Here is a 14,704-nt window from a genome sequence, read left to right as displayed (position 1 = left end):
GACAAAATAATATCGCGACACATGCGCTGCCGCACGAACTTGATCGCTCCCGGCGCCACCCATCAAAGATCTGGATGCAGATCCCTGACGGTGCTCACGCTCTCGAGCTGGGACGCGACCGCCAGGATCGTCGACTCCGCCAGCCAGCTGCCGACGATCTGGACGTTGATCGGAAGACCTTCCCTGCTCGTGCCGAACCGCATTGAAATTCCCGGCAAGCCGGTGACGTTGAGCGGCACGGTCGCACCCTGCAGATATGTGGCGTCGACCGCCCGGCCATTGATGACGAACTCCTCCTGGCCGTGCTTGTGGGCCGGCAAGGGCAGCACCGGCGTGATCAGCGCATCGAACTTCTGGAAATACTCGGCGAAGCCATCGCGCAGACGCTCGGCCGCCTGCTCGGCCTCGATGAAATCTGCCATGGAGGTGTCCGGTAGCGACAGCATCGTCTTGGACATCTTGTACATCTGGTCTTCGTGCCCGGCGGTCGCCTCCGCGAAGGCCTGCTTCATCTCCATCACGTGGATACGATTGAAGACATCGAGCGCAAAATCCCTTTCGAGCGCGGGAATGCGCACCGGCTCGACATGTAGCCCGAGACCTTTGAGCGCCTCGGCGGCCGCCTCGACCACCTTGGCTACTTCAGGGTCGATCGGCCCGAAGCCCGGTTCGACCAGCCAACCCACCCGGAGCTGCCGATAGGGCTGACGGCCGATACCGGCGTCGAATTGAACAGTGCTCGTCGCGAAAGCGTCATGGCCGTCAGGACCGGCAAGCTGCGAGAAGGCGAGCGCCAGGTCGCGGATGCTGCGGGCCATTGGACCTACGTGCCAGAAGCGGCGCGGCGCGCGCGGATAAATGCCGGTCATCGGCACACGGCCGTGCGTTGCCTTGATGGACGAGATACCGGTCTGGGCGGCCGGTCCACGCACCGAGATGGCGAGATCGGTGCCGAGGCCGATCGGCGACATGCCCGCCGCAATCGCGGCCGACTCGCCACCGCTCGAACCGCCCGGCGTCCGCGAGAGATCCCAGGGATTGTTGGTGCGGCCGGTAAGCAGATTGTCGCTTTCGATCCAGTAGGAGAATTCGGGAAGATTGGTCTTGGCGAGCAGGATACCGCCAGCCCTCTTCATGCGTGCGACGCTGGTGGCGTCGGCATCGGGCATGCGTCCCTTGAAGATCGGCGAGCCGCGCTGCGTCGCCACGCCGGCGGTATCGATCGAGTCCTTGACCGTGAAGGGGACGCCGTGAAGGGCACCGAGCTCATCACCCGCGCGGACCGCGGCGTCCGCCGCCTCGGCCTTTTCCAGGGCATCTTCGGCGAGTGTGACGATCGCATTGATCTTCGGGTCAACCGTCCGGATGCGATCCAGATGGGCCTTGACGACCTCAACCGCTGAAACCTCGCGGCTGCGGATCATCTCAGCGAGCTTGGTCGCGTCTGAATAGATGATGTTCTCACTCATGGCTTTCTCTCTCTTCCGGCTCCGTCTCGCTCCGCACGCAGCCAACCTAACGTTTGTTAGGGCGAGATAAACCCTTTCCTTTTTGTGCGTCAACCCCTATCTAACATTTGGTAGGGCAATAACCATTCAATCCTCGCCGCTGAGATGACGATGACGAATTCAAAGGAAGCGATCCTGGCCGCTGCCAGGCAGATCGCTCAATCACATGGCTACAGCGGGCTGAACTTCCGCGATCTCGCGGCCCAGGTCGGGATCAAGGCGGCGAGCATCTATCATCACTTCCCAAGCAAGGCGGGGCTCGGTGCGGCGGTTGCTCGGCGCTACTGGGAGGATACCGAACGCGAGCTCGATACCCTCCTTAAAAGCGCGGCCGATCCAATCAACGCGCTACGGGAATATCCGAAAATCTTTCGAAGGTCGCTGGAGAGCGACAACCGACTTTGCCTCTGCAGCTTCATGTCGGCGGAATATGATGACCTTCCAGATGAGGTGACGGCGGAGGTTCAGACCTTCTCCGACGTCAATGTGGCCTGGATCAGAAAGGCGCTCGCCGCCGCCGGCGTGACGCGCCCAGAAGACAGCGAGGCGCGGGCACGTGCGATCTTTGCGGCGGTCGCCGGAGCTCAGCTGATGGCGAGAAGCCGCTGCGACATATCATTGTTCGACGCCTTGATCGAAAGCTACCGAGCCACGGGGCTCCTGCCGGCATAGACGTGATCAGCGCTCGGTTGCCTATTAGCATTCAATTCAACGCGCCGCCGGCATTCGCCCAGCTTAGCTCCACCTGCTCAATCACCGGCTCCAGGCTCCTTGCAGGACGGCATCAGGGTGCCATGGGCGGCTCGTTCCGCTTCATATGGATTATGCCGGCTGGAGCCCGCGGCCTCACCTCTCGAGTGGCAGGATCTGCGTGTCGGTTATCAATGCCCGCAAAGCGCTGATCACCTGGTATTTGCACGGGGGTATGAGAGGAGCGGCGAGATCGAGCCGATCCCCGAAGCATAGATCACCACGACAATTGCGGATGCCTGGATCACACGATGTCGGTGACAAACTCATCACGGCTTCGTCGGACCTTCTTCAGGTGCACGAGCCAATCGCCCTCTGGGGCTCGGTATCCAATCGGCAGCATGACGACGCTGCGCAGCCCCTTCGATCGCAGGTCCAATATCTCGTCGACCGCGGCCGGGTCGAAGCCTTCCATAGGTGTCGAGTCCACCCGTTCGAAGGCTGCCGCGATGACGGCGACGCCCAAGCCGATATAGGCCTGCCGGGCAGCAGCTTGATGATTGGCCTCTGTTCCCTGCGCGGCGACTATACTCAACAGTTTCTTGCGATAATTTTCCCAGCCCTCGTTTCTAAAACCTCGAACCTCATTGGTGAGGTCGAACATCATGTTGACGCGAGCAGCGGTGATGTCGTCCCAGGCAGCAAAAATCAGCAGGTGCGAGCAGTCGGTGATTTGCGCCTGATCCCAGGCCGCGGCTCGAATTCTCGTGCGGACGTCCGGGTTGCTAACGACAATCAGCTCGAAGGGCTGAAGCCCGCTCGACGTGGGTGCTAGGCGCACCGCCTCGACAATGCGCGAGAGCGTGTCGGGGGCGACGCTCCTGCTCGGGTCGTATTTCTTGGTCGCATAGCGCCATTCCAGACGTTCATTCACAGTCGTCATCGTGGTTTTCCTTTTCGTCTCGTATCCGGACGGCAATCGCATCGCTGCCGTGTCGAAACAGAGGTAGCCTCACTGTGGAGCTAGGAAAATTAGGGTTCGTCGCATTATAATGCTGCAATATGTGCAGCAATCCTGCTTCTCTGAAAGCGATTTGGAGGCGATCCGATAATCATGTATCTCGAACAAGCGCGGACCGACGAACTTGCAGCACTCGTGGCTGTTGCCAGGGAAGGCTCATTCGTCGCGGCAGCCGCCATGCTCCGCCGACACCCGACCATTGTGTCCAAACGTATCGCCGCGCTGGAACGACGCCTCGGCGTGCGTCTGCTCGAAAGAACGACACGGCGGGTTCGACTAACGGAAGCCGGTGCCCAGCTCGCGGAACGCATTCTAAGTGCAACCAACGCCATTTTAGAGGCCGAGCAGGAGGCGGCCGCCGGCGGTATCGAGCTCAAAGGTCGGCTGCGCCTGGCCTTCCCGGCGGCGATGGGCCGGCAATGGCTGGCGCCTGCGATGCCAGCTTTTGCTCGCCGATATCCAGGCCTTGACATCGAGGTCGACTACGCCGAGCGGCATGTCGATCTCATCGGCGAAGGATTTGACGCAGCAGTACGCCTTGGAACGCTCGGTGACAGCCGTCTTGTTTCACGCAAGCTGGGCGACCACCGGATCGTTCTCGGCGCATCACCGGATTATCTCGATCGCCACGGGATTCCCGCCTCTCCGCGCGCGCTCGTGGATCACAACCTCCTTCGATATACCGGGCCAGTGCTGGTGCCGGAGTGGCGCATGCGGAAGGGCCCGCTGCGCGAGACGATCCTGCCTTCCGGAAGCTATCGATCGAACGACATCGACACGCTGCTCGAAGCGGCACGGCAGGGAATCGGCATCGTCGGCTTCGGCGAGTGGTCCATGGTCCGTGACTTCGCTGCCGGGACGCTCGTCCGGCTCCTACCTGAGTGGCAGTTCGAGATCGATGGGGGGATCCATCTTGTCCGTCCGTCCGCGAAATTCACGCCGGCACGAACTGAAGCGTTTATACAGTGGATCACGACACTATTCGCTGGCGGGCTTCCATGGGAGAATCAGAGTATATGCAATGAAATGCAGGTTCCGACCTGCTGATCGGGCGGACTACCGAGTGATCCCGCGGCTTTTCCGTTTCGGGAAGATGCGGCTTTACGATGCAGCGCTCTATCACCACATCGGCTGCTTCTCGGACATGGTCCCATCACCTTGATGGCCTTGCTCGGACGACCACTCGATTTCATCGAACGCGTGCCGCCGCAACAGCATGAAAATCGCTTCGTTTATGTCGCGTCCGTCGAGGAGGCTTGGATTGTCGCACAACACATCAATCGTCCGTCGAGTGACACGTCTCGCGACCGCCTCGGATCTGGTAAACTTGCGAGCCCAAACCATTAACGCTTCGCGAAAATTGGGATCATCTGGAATAGATGCGTATTTCCGAAAGGGCATAATACCGCTCCCTCGGTCTTGCAGGCGGGAGCACGTCTAAGCCCTCCGTCGCCACCGCCTACGTATTCGGTTGGTGCCGATACTTCATCTTACGCTTCGAGAAAGACGAGTCCACCAACTTCTATGAACGCTAGCGAACAAAGCTTTCGGGAGCTCTTAGGCCTAAGTCCCTACTTGATCGGGACTTTCGTCCGTATTCACGAGCAGTGCTCATGGCATACTACATTTAGGGCGCGGGTTAGCGCGCCGCAGCTGTACATGAATCGGAATGGAAAGACATGAAAAGAATCGTAATCGCAGCGTTGGCGCTCGCCACGACCTTGGCCGCGTCCCCGGCATTCTCTCAGGTCTACTTTGAATACGGAGTTGGGCCTCGCTACGACTATGATGCGCCGCCGCCGCGTTATTATCGTGCTCCGCCGGCCTACGCGGATGATGGGTACTATGACGGCCCACGCTACAGATATCATCGCCGGTGCTGGACCGAGAGACGCTACAGCTACCGCCATCATCATCGGGTAGTGGTGCGCGAAACCGTCTGCGATTAGTTGGCGCGAAAGACCCAGTTGTGATTCCGCGTGCCCGTCTTCGGATACCCCTGGCGGCATTCACAAAACCGCGGCACAATGATAGATTGAATCGTGCAAGTTGCTGAACTCAAGTTCACAGCCGACACGCGCGATAGTGCTACGCAGCCGCCCTGCCTGGGCCCACCGGGCACGGCAATTCATCTCAGACCACTGAAACCTTTCCCAATCGCCGCCCGGTGGCGTGGTCTATTCCAGGGCGGTTCGGCGCTTCATCCAATCAGGAAATCGCCCTTTGTTTTTTCGCAATTCCGGACGAACACCGCTTCGTACTTTTCCGGGAACTCTAACGGCTCGCCGACTGACCGGCCGTGCCTATGAAAGGATTGCGCTTCAGCGCGGCAAGCACGGCCCATGCCGTCGCTCCTATATGGGGAAGGCGGAAGTACTTGAAGTCAACGGAGGTGGAGTCGGGCCCAACCTTCAGGCCGGTCGATAGCTCAGCGTTGACCGTGGCATAGAGCAGCCCGTCGGGGGCAACTTGCCTGGAAATCGTCTCGAACAACGGCTCAGCCTCTTTCCCTCTGCCGCTCAGACGAAACACGAGGGCGGCCTGGGCAGTGCCCTCAAGCCAGGTGCCGTCGCGGTCATTGTTGAAGTCGAAACCACCATCAACGCCATGATTGCGTTTCGTCCATTCCAGGACGCGCGCGCGCCTGAATGCATAGGCCGGCACGGCGATGAGCGGCCACAATTCGGCGTCGAGACCCGACATCCTTGTATTCGGCACGGCGCTGTCCGGCAGGCTGCCGACAAAGAAACGACCGTCCTCGAAATCCCACATGGCCTCCAGAAACGCGCGCGCTTTCTCGGCGTGATGCATCCAGTCGCCCATGGGATCGAGCCCGGCAAGCCAGCGATCCGCCGCATAGACATCGAGGTTATGTTCCGTGGATTTCCAGCCTATGCGTTCCGGTGAGGGCTCCTGACCAAAAAAGCCTCCGAAATAACCGGGATTTTGCGGATCTGCGGTGCTGCGATGGATCCAGTCCATGATTGTCCGAGCGGCATCCAGATAGGGCCTTCGGCCGGTCTGTTCGTAGGCGGTCAGCAATGCCAGCGCCCCCCAGGCCGTGCTGCCCGTCGCGCTGCCGACCTGATAGTCGTCTTCAATCCAAGACTTGCTAACGGGGCTCCAATAGCCCGGAAGCAGCATGCTGCCGTTATCCTCAACCGGGCCGGCGCGATAGGCGTTTCGCAGCCGCCCATCGTGATAAAATCGATCCGTCTTCAGCGCGAGCACCAATGCATCGGCGACCCGGCCCGCTTCCGACTTTCGGCCACAGGCATATAGCGCCATGACCGCCAGTGCGTTGTCATAGGTGAAGCCCGCATTCTCGAGCGCGGGATGGAGCGGCGAAGCATCGGCCGGAGGCTCGTAGCTGCGGAAGACGAAAGGCTGCGCCGGCTCGCCGCTCATATGCGCAACAAGGCCGGCGCAAAGCCTTGCGGCGAGTTGAACATGCCGCTCCTCGCCTGCCCATGCCCCGTTTACCCAACATGCGACGACGGCGCCGGCCAGAAAGGCCCTGAAAAAGCTTCGCATATGTCACCCTGGGTCTGTCGAATGGTCCTGCCCGCCCATCAGGAAAAGGCGCGCCACAAGAGCATCTGCATCGATTTGCGCAAGTCTCCCCGTTCCGCGACGTTGTCGGGCGCGCTCCTGAAAAGCAGCCGCAGGATGGCATTGTGCTGCTCCGGCGTCGGCATAAGGCAGAAAGCCGTCGACGATGGCGCCGCTCTGACCGAGGAGGAAATCCAGCCGATTTCCGGGATGAACACCGCCTCGTCCTCCGCACCGGTCGGGCCGTGTTCCGCCAGCGTCACGCCTTCGGTGGACACGGCCGTTATCGTCACGTCGGCGATGTGCCCATTGGCCCGGTGCCGTCCGCGAAGCCGGACTTCGATCGGTTCCTCCTGGCCGAAACGCGGCAGCTCGATGCAACAAAGCAGGCTCGTGAACGCAATGATCATCGCCACTGACGACCAGACGAGATTAAGGCACTCGCGTGCGGAAAATTCGACGGGTGCATCCCAACCATAGACGACCCGGACGACGGACAGCCCCGACATGGCCGCTACGAAGCCGAAAAACAGCGCGGTCGGGCGGTGAACGCGGATCGCGGACCTGTCCCCTCCCTTCTCCGTCACCTTGAAAGGGCGGCCAAACGGCTTACGGATCGCCTGGAAGAGAGTGATGGTGATCGGCACAGCGGTCAGCGCATGTGTAACCTCGGTGAAGAGCGGCAGCGTGCGCCTTTCGGATATCCATGTCGAATAGGTCCAGAACAGGAAGAGCGAGCTGAGGCCGTATTTCATGAAAAGCAGTTCGTCAGCCTGCAGCGCCGAAACTCCGGTCAGCCAATAGACGGACGGCGCCAGCAAAAGGCAGAGGATGAAAGGCTTCGACAGCCAACAGAATAGCCCGTGCAGATAATGCAGACGCTGGATGAGGGTGAAGTTGCCGCGCCAGAGCGGACCGTTGCGCAGCAGGCCGATCTGGATCGTGCCGAGGCACCAGCGGGTCCTTTGGGTGATGTATTCGGGAATGCCTTCGGCCGACAGGCCGACGCTCAACTTCTCGTTCAGCCACCGGGTCACATAGCCCCGCTCCATCAGGCGGTAGGTAAGCAGCATGTCCTCGGACAGCGCATCATGCGGAAAGCCGCCGATCTCGTTGACGGCGGCGCGACGCACAACGAAGCTGGTGCCCACGCAGAACGCGCATCCGACGGCATCCTTGGCGGGCTGGAACGTGTCGAAGAAGACACGCTGGTCATCGACGAAGGAGCGTCGGATGCCGAGATTGTGCTGGATCGGATCGCTGTTGAAATAAAATTGCGGCGTCTGCACGACGGCGACCTTCCCGTCCTTGAAGAGACCGATAACTCGGTTCAGGAAATTTGCTTGAGGGGCGAAATCCGCATCGAGAACCATGATGAAATCGGAAGTCTCGGCGAGCGCGTTCGTATGATTCAAGGCATTGTTCAAATTGCCGGCCTTGGCATGCTTGTTATCCGGACGCGTCAGGTAGTTCACACCGACGCGTGCGCAATAGTCGCGCACTTCCTGGCGACGAGTGTCGTCGCAGACGAAAACACGAAGCCTGCGATAGTTCATCGCCTGGGCGGATATGACCGATTTTTCCAGGACATTCAGTGGCTCGTTATAGGTGCAGATGAAAACGTCGACGGAAGGAATGTCGGCCTTGGCCGCCAGTTCCTTTTCACCGAGATCGGCCTCCTTCTTCCAGTCAGTCGTTCTCAGAAGGATCAGGATCGAACCGATCGCGTAAAGCACCGACACCGCCTCGAAGAGGAAGTAAACATAATTCCAGAGCACTTCGGCGGAAAACTCGAAGGGCGGAAGCGTGTCGAGGGCGCGCCACGAAAGATAGAGCCCGAGCGACAAGAGCATGAGCAGACTGAATGCCGCCCGCTCGAACGGTTTCTTCGGGTTTGCGAGCATCGCGAACAGCATCGCGCAAGCGGCGATGACAAGATCGAAGGTCAGAACACTGAATAAGTCGTCGTCGGAACTAAAGAACACGGTCTGTTTCTCCCTGACTTCAGCCTGGATGCGATCCGTCACGGGCCGCCGGGTGCCGCGGCGACCTGCGTCAGCTTTTCACTGGCGCAGCTCTCATTCGCTCGTTAAGGAGCTCGACGGCATGCGCCTCGGCCCGCCGAGGCTGGGGATAGAGGATCCTCCAGCTGACGCGGATGTCCCGAGGGCCCTTTGCAAGGCGCTCCTCCAGATTAAGCACGCCGAACTGTTCGGCCGACCGCCGGACGAGACCGGTCAGTTTCGTCTCAGCCGCGGGCCATTGCGCGGCGGATGCCTTGGCTACGCCAATGAGCGATGTCGATGCCTCGCGTATATAATGCTGCGTTTTCTGAAGCCATTCCTGGGGCATCGTCACGTCGACCCACGTGCCGACAGAGCAGAACGGACTGCCTCGCAAGTCTGCCGTGCCAGGCTCGGTCAGGCGGATGTACGCATAGAGCTCGCGACGCTCCGTCGGCGGGAAAGGAACGGCGTAATCGAGATCCACCCTGTCGGTCGTACGCGGAACCAGCCGCTCGACGACGCCGCTTGCCGCTTGAGGCCAACCTTCGGCATTGACATCAACCTTCGACCCCACGGCGAGGGCTTGCGCCTGCCGCTCGGAAAAGATCGCGACGACAAAGGCGTCGCGGCAGTCGAGCGTTTCAGCGAGCGTGTCGCCAGCCGTGACCTCGCGTCCGGATGCAGCCACCGGCTTGTAAAGCTGGCTCGTCGAGGGAACGTGCAAATCGGCCCGCGCCAGCCTGTCGACCCGCGATGCCTCCGTCATCACGAGCGAGCCGAGCTCGGTCTCTTTCGTGCGCATCGTCGCGATCTGCAACTTGATCTGCAGGAGGTCGGCCTTGCGCGTGCGGATTTCCTGCTGGAGATTTTGCAGCGACTGCAGGTCGGCGCCAACATAAACACCCTGTCGGGCAAAATCGAGTTCCGAGGCGAGCTTGGCCACGGCGAGCTTGGCGGCTTCAAGCTTGGTGTCCTCCAGACGAACCGTATCGGCGACCTCGCCTTCGCTGCCGGCGGCGATACCCCGAGCCATGAGCCTGAGTTTGCGCGCCGCCTCGGCTTTCGCGATGCGGGACGAGTAGGTCACCATCTCCAGAGCCGCCTCGGCGGCCTTGAGATCCGCGGTGATCCTGACGAGGAGTGCCGCCTGCTGGCCGGAAAGATCGTTTTCAAGGTCGCCGATACGCTGGGCGTAGTCGCCGACGATCGAATTCTTCTGTTCCATCTCGTTGCGCAGCGCGGCAAGCTGAACCTTCAAGCCGATCAAGGTCGAATTGTCGACGCGATCGTTCTCGACCGTTATTTCGCCCGCTGCGCCGAGCGACGTCACCTTGCCGCTGATCGGCGTTGTCAGCGGCACGAGCGGTGCGTTGATCACAGCGCGAGTAGAAGTCGATGTGAAGAATGGAGGGAATGCGGATGAGGCAAATACTGTACCCATTACACCAAGTACAGCGTAAGATGCCAATCTCACCGATGCATCATTATTTCTGCCATCTTTGCTTTTTCTAAAGAAAAACATAGCCATAGATCCTTTGATGAATGCGCTATATTATTCCTCCCGAAAGAATGCAGCGATCGTTGCACGGTTTTTTGTGCGCCGCAATATCGTTAAGATTGTGCTAACGGCATGGTCCGCAGATGCCCAATATTTGACCAGCAATCTGAAGGGGCCATCTTACGAATTGGGATCAGCCTTTCAGTCCATCCCGCTACAATAGCAGCCGTTATATCCGCTACGGTGAGAAGCGAAGTCCAGCGCGCGCAAGTGAAACACGTGGCATTATTTGTGCATCCTTGGCTCCTGGGAGCTTGGCGAAACCGACCATTCGCAACTCATACGATTAATTATCTTGCTAAATACCACCATCGTATGATCTACAGCTTCGAAACTCATCATAAAGAAGTAGATGAAACGCAGCGTCGGCGCGGATTCCCCCCAGATTTCCACCTTCTGCTGACGGCGCTACTCCAAAAGGATGATCAGATCCGTAAGCCGGTCTTCCGCCTTAGTACTGGAATTAGGTTTCAAATGAAAACATGCGTCACTCTCCGCATCCAGCCGGATGGCTTCGCATGTCGGTCGCAAGCCGGCTAGATTGGTATTGGCTTGGCGCCAGGAGATCGAGGCTTTGAAGGAGCCGCTTGGAGGGGTGTCTGGTCATCGTGAAAGAGCGTTTATCGTGGGGCGCCTTTCTTAAGGGCGGTCACCAGCTTCGCCGAGCCGGATTCGCAAAGCGGGCGGGGAGGCGGCAACTCCCAACTGCCTGATTCGCATGCAGCGAAGACAAGCTGTGGATGTTCTTTGCCGGCACTCATGTTCCGCAATGGACGTCCATAGGAAAGGTCAAGGATAAGGAATGGTCTGTCGCGCAGCCCCGCATCGACCATCTTGGCACGTGCGATACCACCCTAATTCGCGGAGGCGTCATGCCCGCTCTCGGCTCGTCGAACCAGGCGAGCGACCACCTCAGTCCGGTTCTGCGCCTGCAACTTACGCATTATGTGTTGCAGATGCATCTTCACCGTATGCCCCGACAAATTGAGTTTTCCTGCAATAACCTTGTTCGAGCAGCCACATTGCAACTCCGCGAGGACCTCCGCCTCCCTGGGAGTGAAATCGGCGATCGTCCAATATTGCGTCCTTTCATCCAGGTTTTTCTCCACCTCGTTTCTGGCCGGAACATGCTCGCTTGATTCATCTGCAACAACGCCTAACAGCTGCGGGCAGAATGTTCCTCCCGCCAGAACGAGACGAAGGCCGGCAAGGGCGATATCAATGGGAAGTGAAGTCGAAAAGAAACCGCGGATGCCCATTTTGAGCGCCTGACGGACTATGTCGACATCATCCGTACCTAAGAGCAGGGTGATGGGAGCCTGGGGAAAGCGCGCGGCAATCGCGGCGAGATCATTACGCAGGCTTGCACTCTCGACACCTCTGCCGGCCAGATCCAGCGCAATCAAACGTACCTCGGCACCAAGGGCTCTATCGAGACTTTCCGTCGAGATCATGTCGACAAAATTCCAGCCGGCGAATTCACGCTCAAGAAGCTTCACCACAGTCGTACGCGCCAATGTGGAATGCTGAATAACGACAATAGTTGGTATATTGCGCCCCATATGACGCTTGGATTTGGCACTGTTGGACACTTGACCGCTCCCCGGAATATCTGCAGCCCAACCGCAACCCAGATTATTTCCGCTCTCGTTTCATGTCATGACATGAAAAAGAGGTACTATCGATATCAATAGTCTTATCTATCACGAGAGTTGTTATAGAGTGCAATGGCTCAAGGACAGTCAACCTTTGCATGTATATCGCACTGAAATCATTATTCACTAATATATGTTGCATCGATTCACTTCGTTGAATTCATATGCAGAAAGCGTGTCAACAAAGCTATCGGTGACATTAAAAATACATATGATATTCGACAAATACATCACAGGAAAAACAGACAGAATATCATTATCTGTCAATGAGATTCAGTTCAAGCACGTCCTTCAACTTAAAGCAGCCTCAATACTGTATTGGCACCTATAGGTTCCGATCAGACACAACAGCCTAGAACGGTCGAGATTTATAACAACATAAATTGGGTTACGCGGGGAATACTCGGCGTCTCGGTGACCGGGCATTCCGCGCCATGCCTCTCCGAGAGGCAAGGCCAAACGGATGAAGCAATCCAGCATATGGTTCTTAAAGGCGCGGAGAATGGCTTCATGAAGTTGAGCCTTCACAATGCCCGCAAGGAGACTATCTGTCAGGTATGTACGAAGCCCAGAATGTCGTCTACGAGAGCCGAATGGGCGTCCGTAAGATTGCCGCCGCCACCGTGGCCGCCGACGCCGGCCAATTGAAGTGCATGCTGATCGTAGAGAACATGGTCGATCTGCTGGGCGTCCGCCGACCCACCGGCAGGAACTGCGATATTGATGGGATGGAAATAGGCGAGATTAATGTCGACCATGCTGCCGGTCGATGATCCAACGCCACCACCGCCAGCTTCATGGCTGCCGGTAAAAATCGTCCCCGATGACATGTTGAAGCCACCACCGTTGCCGCCGATGCCGGCAATCTGCATCGTGCCCTGATCAAAAACCGCATTGTTTGTCTGATGGGCTTCGGCCGAACCGCCTGCGGCGCCTACCGCGATGTTGATCGGGGAGAAAATGGCCACGTTCACATCGACCATGCTGCCGACGAAAACTCCGTTGCCGCCATGCCCCGCATAATTGTCACCGGTAAACGTAACCGCGGTTCCCGGGTTCATCGTCGAGTCGTGGATCGCGACATTATGATCGCCGCCGGAGCCACCGATGCCGCCCATCTGGGTTGCCCCCTGCAGGAACAAAGCGTTGTTCGATTGATCGGCGTGAGCCTCAGCGCCATGGCCAACCGCCACAGCCGTGTTCACGGGAGCAAACACCGCAACATCAGTGCTCACGAGACCGCCAAAAAAGAGGCCGTTGCCACCGGTGCCGGCATGACTGACGTCGCCGCCGCCAATCGCAATATTGCCACTTCCGCCATTCCCGCCGATCCCAGCCATTTCGGTGGGATGCTGATTGACCAGCGCATCGTTACCCTGGAAGGCGTCCGCGCTCGAATGAGGTCCCGCAATGGCAGCATTGGAAGGCACGAAGACGGCCAGCGCGTTGCTGTCGATCACGCCTTCGCTTATCCCGTCGCCGCCGCTACCAGCTGAGTTGTAGTTCGGACCCGACGCGACATCCAGTGGAAGCCAGGTTGGCACCAGAGCCAGGTGCCCCGCTGCCGAATTGGAGGTGAGGTTTTGATCGCTGCCTGTTTTGGGTAAGTCTTCCAATAAGGGACGGGTGTCCGTCATAACCATCTCCATTGCAAATCAACCGAACATCCCACAAGGCGAGCAACTTATGCAGGCAGGATTTTTCGGACATTGTGCACCTGAACGTGAGAAAAGCAGAGCCTGTAATTCGTCTACATCCTGCCGGCTAGCGTCCTAGCCATTTGGCTATCATGGATCGAGCGCCCCGCGATGAGAATTCGAGGGCGCCAAACCGGCCTTGCAGCAGAGACCCGAATGCCGCCTGTTTGCTTGAACCTCCTTTGCTTCGAAAGATCAGGCGTGTCGATCGGGCCGCAGGCCCGATCATGACCATCTCATCTGGTGCCGACCACGACGCGCCGAGGTCAAATTGCGCTCATCTCCAAGCATACGCCTGAAGGAGCGTCACCGAATATCTAGATAGCTCCCAGATTTGACCGCGGGTAATATTCACCCGCGGTTGTATTGCGGGCGGTGAGACGCTGGAGACCCATGCCGTAGAACCACACGGACGAAACGAAATCGAAGGAGGAACATCAATGCCTATCCCACAAATATCTGACACGATCCATTTCAGTGACCCGGTTGCCGGCGACGCGAGCGCCGGCAACGGCGGCGATGGCAACAGCCATGGCAATATTGACTACAATCCAGTTGCGTATGTCGCCAATACGCAAACGGTCGACGGGGCATCCATCGATCTGCACAACGGCGATCACGTGGGGCAGATGGCAGATTGGACCGCCGGCAGCGGCGGACCTGGCGGCTTTGCGCAAGCCCAGAATGGCTTCCTAGCGGCGGTCACGAATAGCGGCGCGGGAGGCGCCGGAGGAGATTCTCACTCCAACGGCAGCCAGGGAAGCGTGAGCGGCGGCGACACGGCGGCGGTCAGCGCGGATACCACGGCGACACAATATACTCAGCTTCTTGCAGATCAGCATGCCACCATTCTTGCTGGCGTCGGCGGCAACGGCGGCAACGGCAACTTGGCTCGCGGCGGCGACATCTCGGCAGCGCTCGTTCACACGGACCCCTCAACGACGACAGTGAACAATGCTCTCGATCATTTCTCGAACGACTTCGGCCATATCGATCTCAGCCATCTTGGCTCATGAA

General features: G+C 58.7%; 12 protein-coding genes. 4 read left to right on the top strand and 8 right to left on the bottom strand.

Annotated elements, in window-relative coordinates; genetic code table 11:
* Positions 1 to 62: 62 nt before the first annotated feature.
* The gene (locus tag AC13RC_RS21420) at positions 63 to 1,469 is read right to left on the bottom strand and encodes an amidase (RefSeq protein ID WP_113352101.1); all 1,407 of its coding nucleotides are present in this window, start codon (positions 1,467 to 1,469) and stop codon (positions 63 to 65) included.
* Positions 1,470 to 1,619: 150 nt separating this feature from the next.
* Between AC13RC_RS21420 and AC13RC_RS21415 the strand changes: the two genes are divergently transcribed.
* Complete coding sequence (locus tag AC13RC_RS21415; RefSeq protein ID WP_162750785.1) at positions 1,620 to 2,180, top strand: TetR/AcrR family transcriptional regulator; 561 nt, start codon at positions 1,620 to 1,622, stop codon at positions 2,178 to 2,180.
* Positions 2,181 to 2,502: 322 nt separating this feature from the next.
* On the opposite strand, the gene AC13RC_RS21410 is transcribed toward AC13RC_RS21415, so the two are convergent.
* On the bottom strand, positions 2,503 to 3,141 hold the full coding sequence (locus AC13RC_RS21410) for an NAD(P)H-dependent oxidoreductase (protein WP_113395653.1): 639 nt from the start codon (positions 3,139 to 3,141) through the stop codon (positions 2,503 to 2,505).
* Positions 3,142 to 3,312: 171 nt separating this feature from the next.
* Between AC13RC_RS21410 and AC13RC_RS21405 the strand changes: the two genes are divergently transcribed.
* A complete protein-coding gene (locus tag AC13RC_RS21405; protein ID WP_113391150.1) occupies positions 3,313 to 4,266 on the top strand; it encodes a LysR family transcriptional regulator in 954 nt (317 codons plus the stop codon).
* 72 nt (positions 4,267 to 4,338) lie between these two features.
* Here the strand turns inward: AC13RC_RS21405 and AC13RC_RS21400 are convergent, their stop codons facing one another.
* Entirely contained in the window at positions 4,339 to 4,620 is a 282-nt protein-coding gene (locus tag AC13RC_RS21400; RefSeq protein WP_113391151.1) for a hypothetical protein, read from the bottom strand.
* A 278-nt stretch (positions 4,621 to 4,898) separates the two neighbouring features.
* Here AC13RC_RS21400 and AC13RC_RS21395 point away from each other — a divergent pair, with 278 nt between their 5' ends.
* On the top strand, positions 4,899 to 5,168 hold the full coding sequence (locus tag AC13RC_RS21395) for a hypothetical protein (protein ID WP_113391152.1): 270 nt from the start codon (positions 4,899 to 4,901) through the stop codon (positions 5,166 to 5,168).
* A gap of 325 nt (positions 5,169 to 5,493) precedes the next feature.
* Here AC13RC_RS21395 and AC13RC_RS21390 read toward each other — a convergent pair whose 3' ends face one another.
* From AC13RC_RS21390 to AC13RC_RS21370, 5 genes are all read right to left on the bottom strand, one after another.
* Entirely contained in the window at positions 5,494 to 6,753 is a 1,260-nt protein-coding gene (locus AC13RC_RS21390) for a hypothetical protein (protein WP_113391153.1), read from the bottom strand.
* Positions 6,754 to 6,791: 38 nt separating this feature from the next.
* A complete protein-coding gene (locus tag AC13RC_RS21385) occupies positions 6,792 to 8,756 on the bottom strand; it encodes a glycosyltransferase family 2 protein (protein WP_488558340.1) in 1,965 nt (654 codons plus the stop codon).
* 70 nt (positions 8,757 to 8,826) lie between these two features.
* The gene (locus tag AC13RC_RS21380; protein WP_488558339.1) at positions 8,827 to 10,155 is read right to left on the bottom strand and encodes an HlyD family secretion protein; all 1,329 of its coding nucleotides are present in this window, start codon (positions 10,153 to 10,155) and stop codon (positions 8,827 to 8,829) included.
* A 1,034-nt stretch (positions 10,156 to 11,189) separates the two neighbouring features.
* The gene (locus AC13RC_RS21375) at positions 11,190 to 11,897 is read right to left on the bottom strand and encodes a response regulator transcription factor (RefSeq protein ID WP_113352109.1); all 708 of its coding nucleotides are present in this window, start codon (positions 11,895 to 11,897) and stop codon (positions 11,190 to 11,192) included.
* A gap of 644 nt (positions 11,898 to 12,541) precedes the next feature.
* A complete protein-coding gene (locus AC13RC_RS21370; protein ID WP_113395648.1) occupies positions 12,542 to 13,627 on the bottom strand; it encodes a hypothetical protein in 1,086 nt (361 codons plus the stop codon).
* Positions 13,628 to 14,127: 500 nt separating this feature from the next.
* Here AC13RC_RS21370 and AC13RC_RS21365 point away from each other — a divergent pair, with 500 nt between their 5' ends.
* Positions 14,128 to 14,703, top strand: a complete 576-nt coding sequence (locus AC13RC_RS21365) for a PE-PGRS family protein (RefSeq protein ID WP_113331788.1) — start codon at positions 14,128 to 14,130, stop codon at positions 14,701 to 14,703.
* Position 14,704: the final 1 nt, after the last annotated feature.

It is taken from the genome of Martinezella sp. CNPSo 3890, assembly GCF_057784455.1.
The sequence above is the reverse complement of the archived record's forward strand: the minus strand, read 5'-3'. Positions and strand labels throughout refer to the sequence as shown.

Excerpts from the sequence above, each read along its gene's own strand:
- AC13RC_RS21420 (WP_113352101.1), bottom strand. The coding sequence starts at position 1,469 with ATGAGTGAGAACATCATCTATTCAGACGCGACCAAGCTCGCTGAGATG.
- AC13RC_RS21395 (WP_113391152.1), top strand. The coding sequence starts at position 4,899 with ATGAAAAGAATCGTAATCGCAGCGTTGGCGCTCGCCACGACCTTGGCC.
- AC13RC_RS21415 (WP_162750785.1), top strand. The coding sequence starts at position 1,620 with ATGACGAATTCAAAGGAAGCGATCCTGGCCGCTGCCAGGCAGATCGCT.
- AC13RC_RS21410 (WP_113395653.1), bottom strand. The coding sequence starts at position 3,141 with ATGACGACTGTGAATGAACGTCTGGAATGGCGCTATGCGACCAAGAAA.
- AC13RC_RS21375 (WP_113352109.1), bottom strand. The coding sequence starts at position 11,897 with ATGGGGCGCAATATACCAACTATTGTCGTTATTCAGCATTCCACATTG.
- AC13RC_RS21365 (WP_113331788.1), top strand. The coding sequence starts at position 14,128 with ATGCCTATCCCACAAATATCTGACACGATCCATTTCAGTGACCCGGTT.
- AC13RC_RS21370 (WP_113395648.1), bottom strand. The coding sequence starts at position 13,627 with ATGACGGACACCCGTCCCTTATTGGAAGACTTACCCAAAACAGGCAGC.
- AC13RC_RS21405 (WP_113391150.1), top strand. The coding sequence starts at position 3,313 with ATGTATCTCGAACAAGCGCGGACCGACGAACTTGCAGCACTCGTGGCT.
- AC13RC_RS21400 (WP_113391151.1), bottom strand. The coding sequence starts at position 4,620 with ATGCCCTTTCGGAAATACGCATCTATTCCAGATGATCCCAATTTTCGC.
- AC13RC_RS21390 (WP_113391153.1), bottom strand. The coding sequence starts at position 6,753 with ATGCGAAGCTTTTTCAGGGCCTTTCTGGCCGGCGCCGTCGTCGCATGT.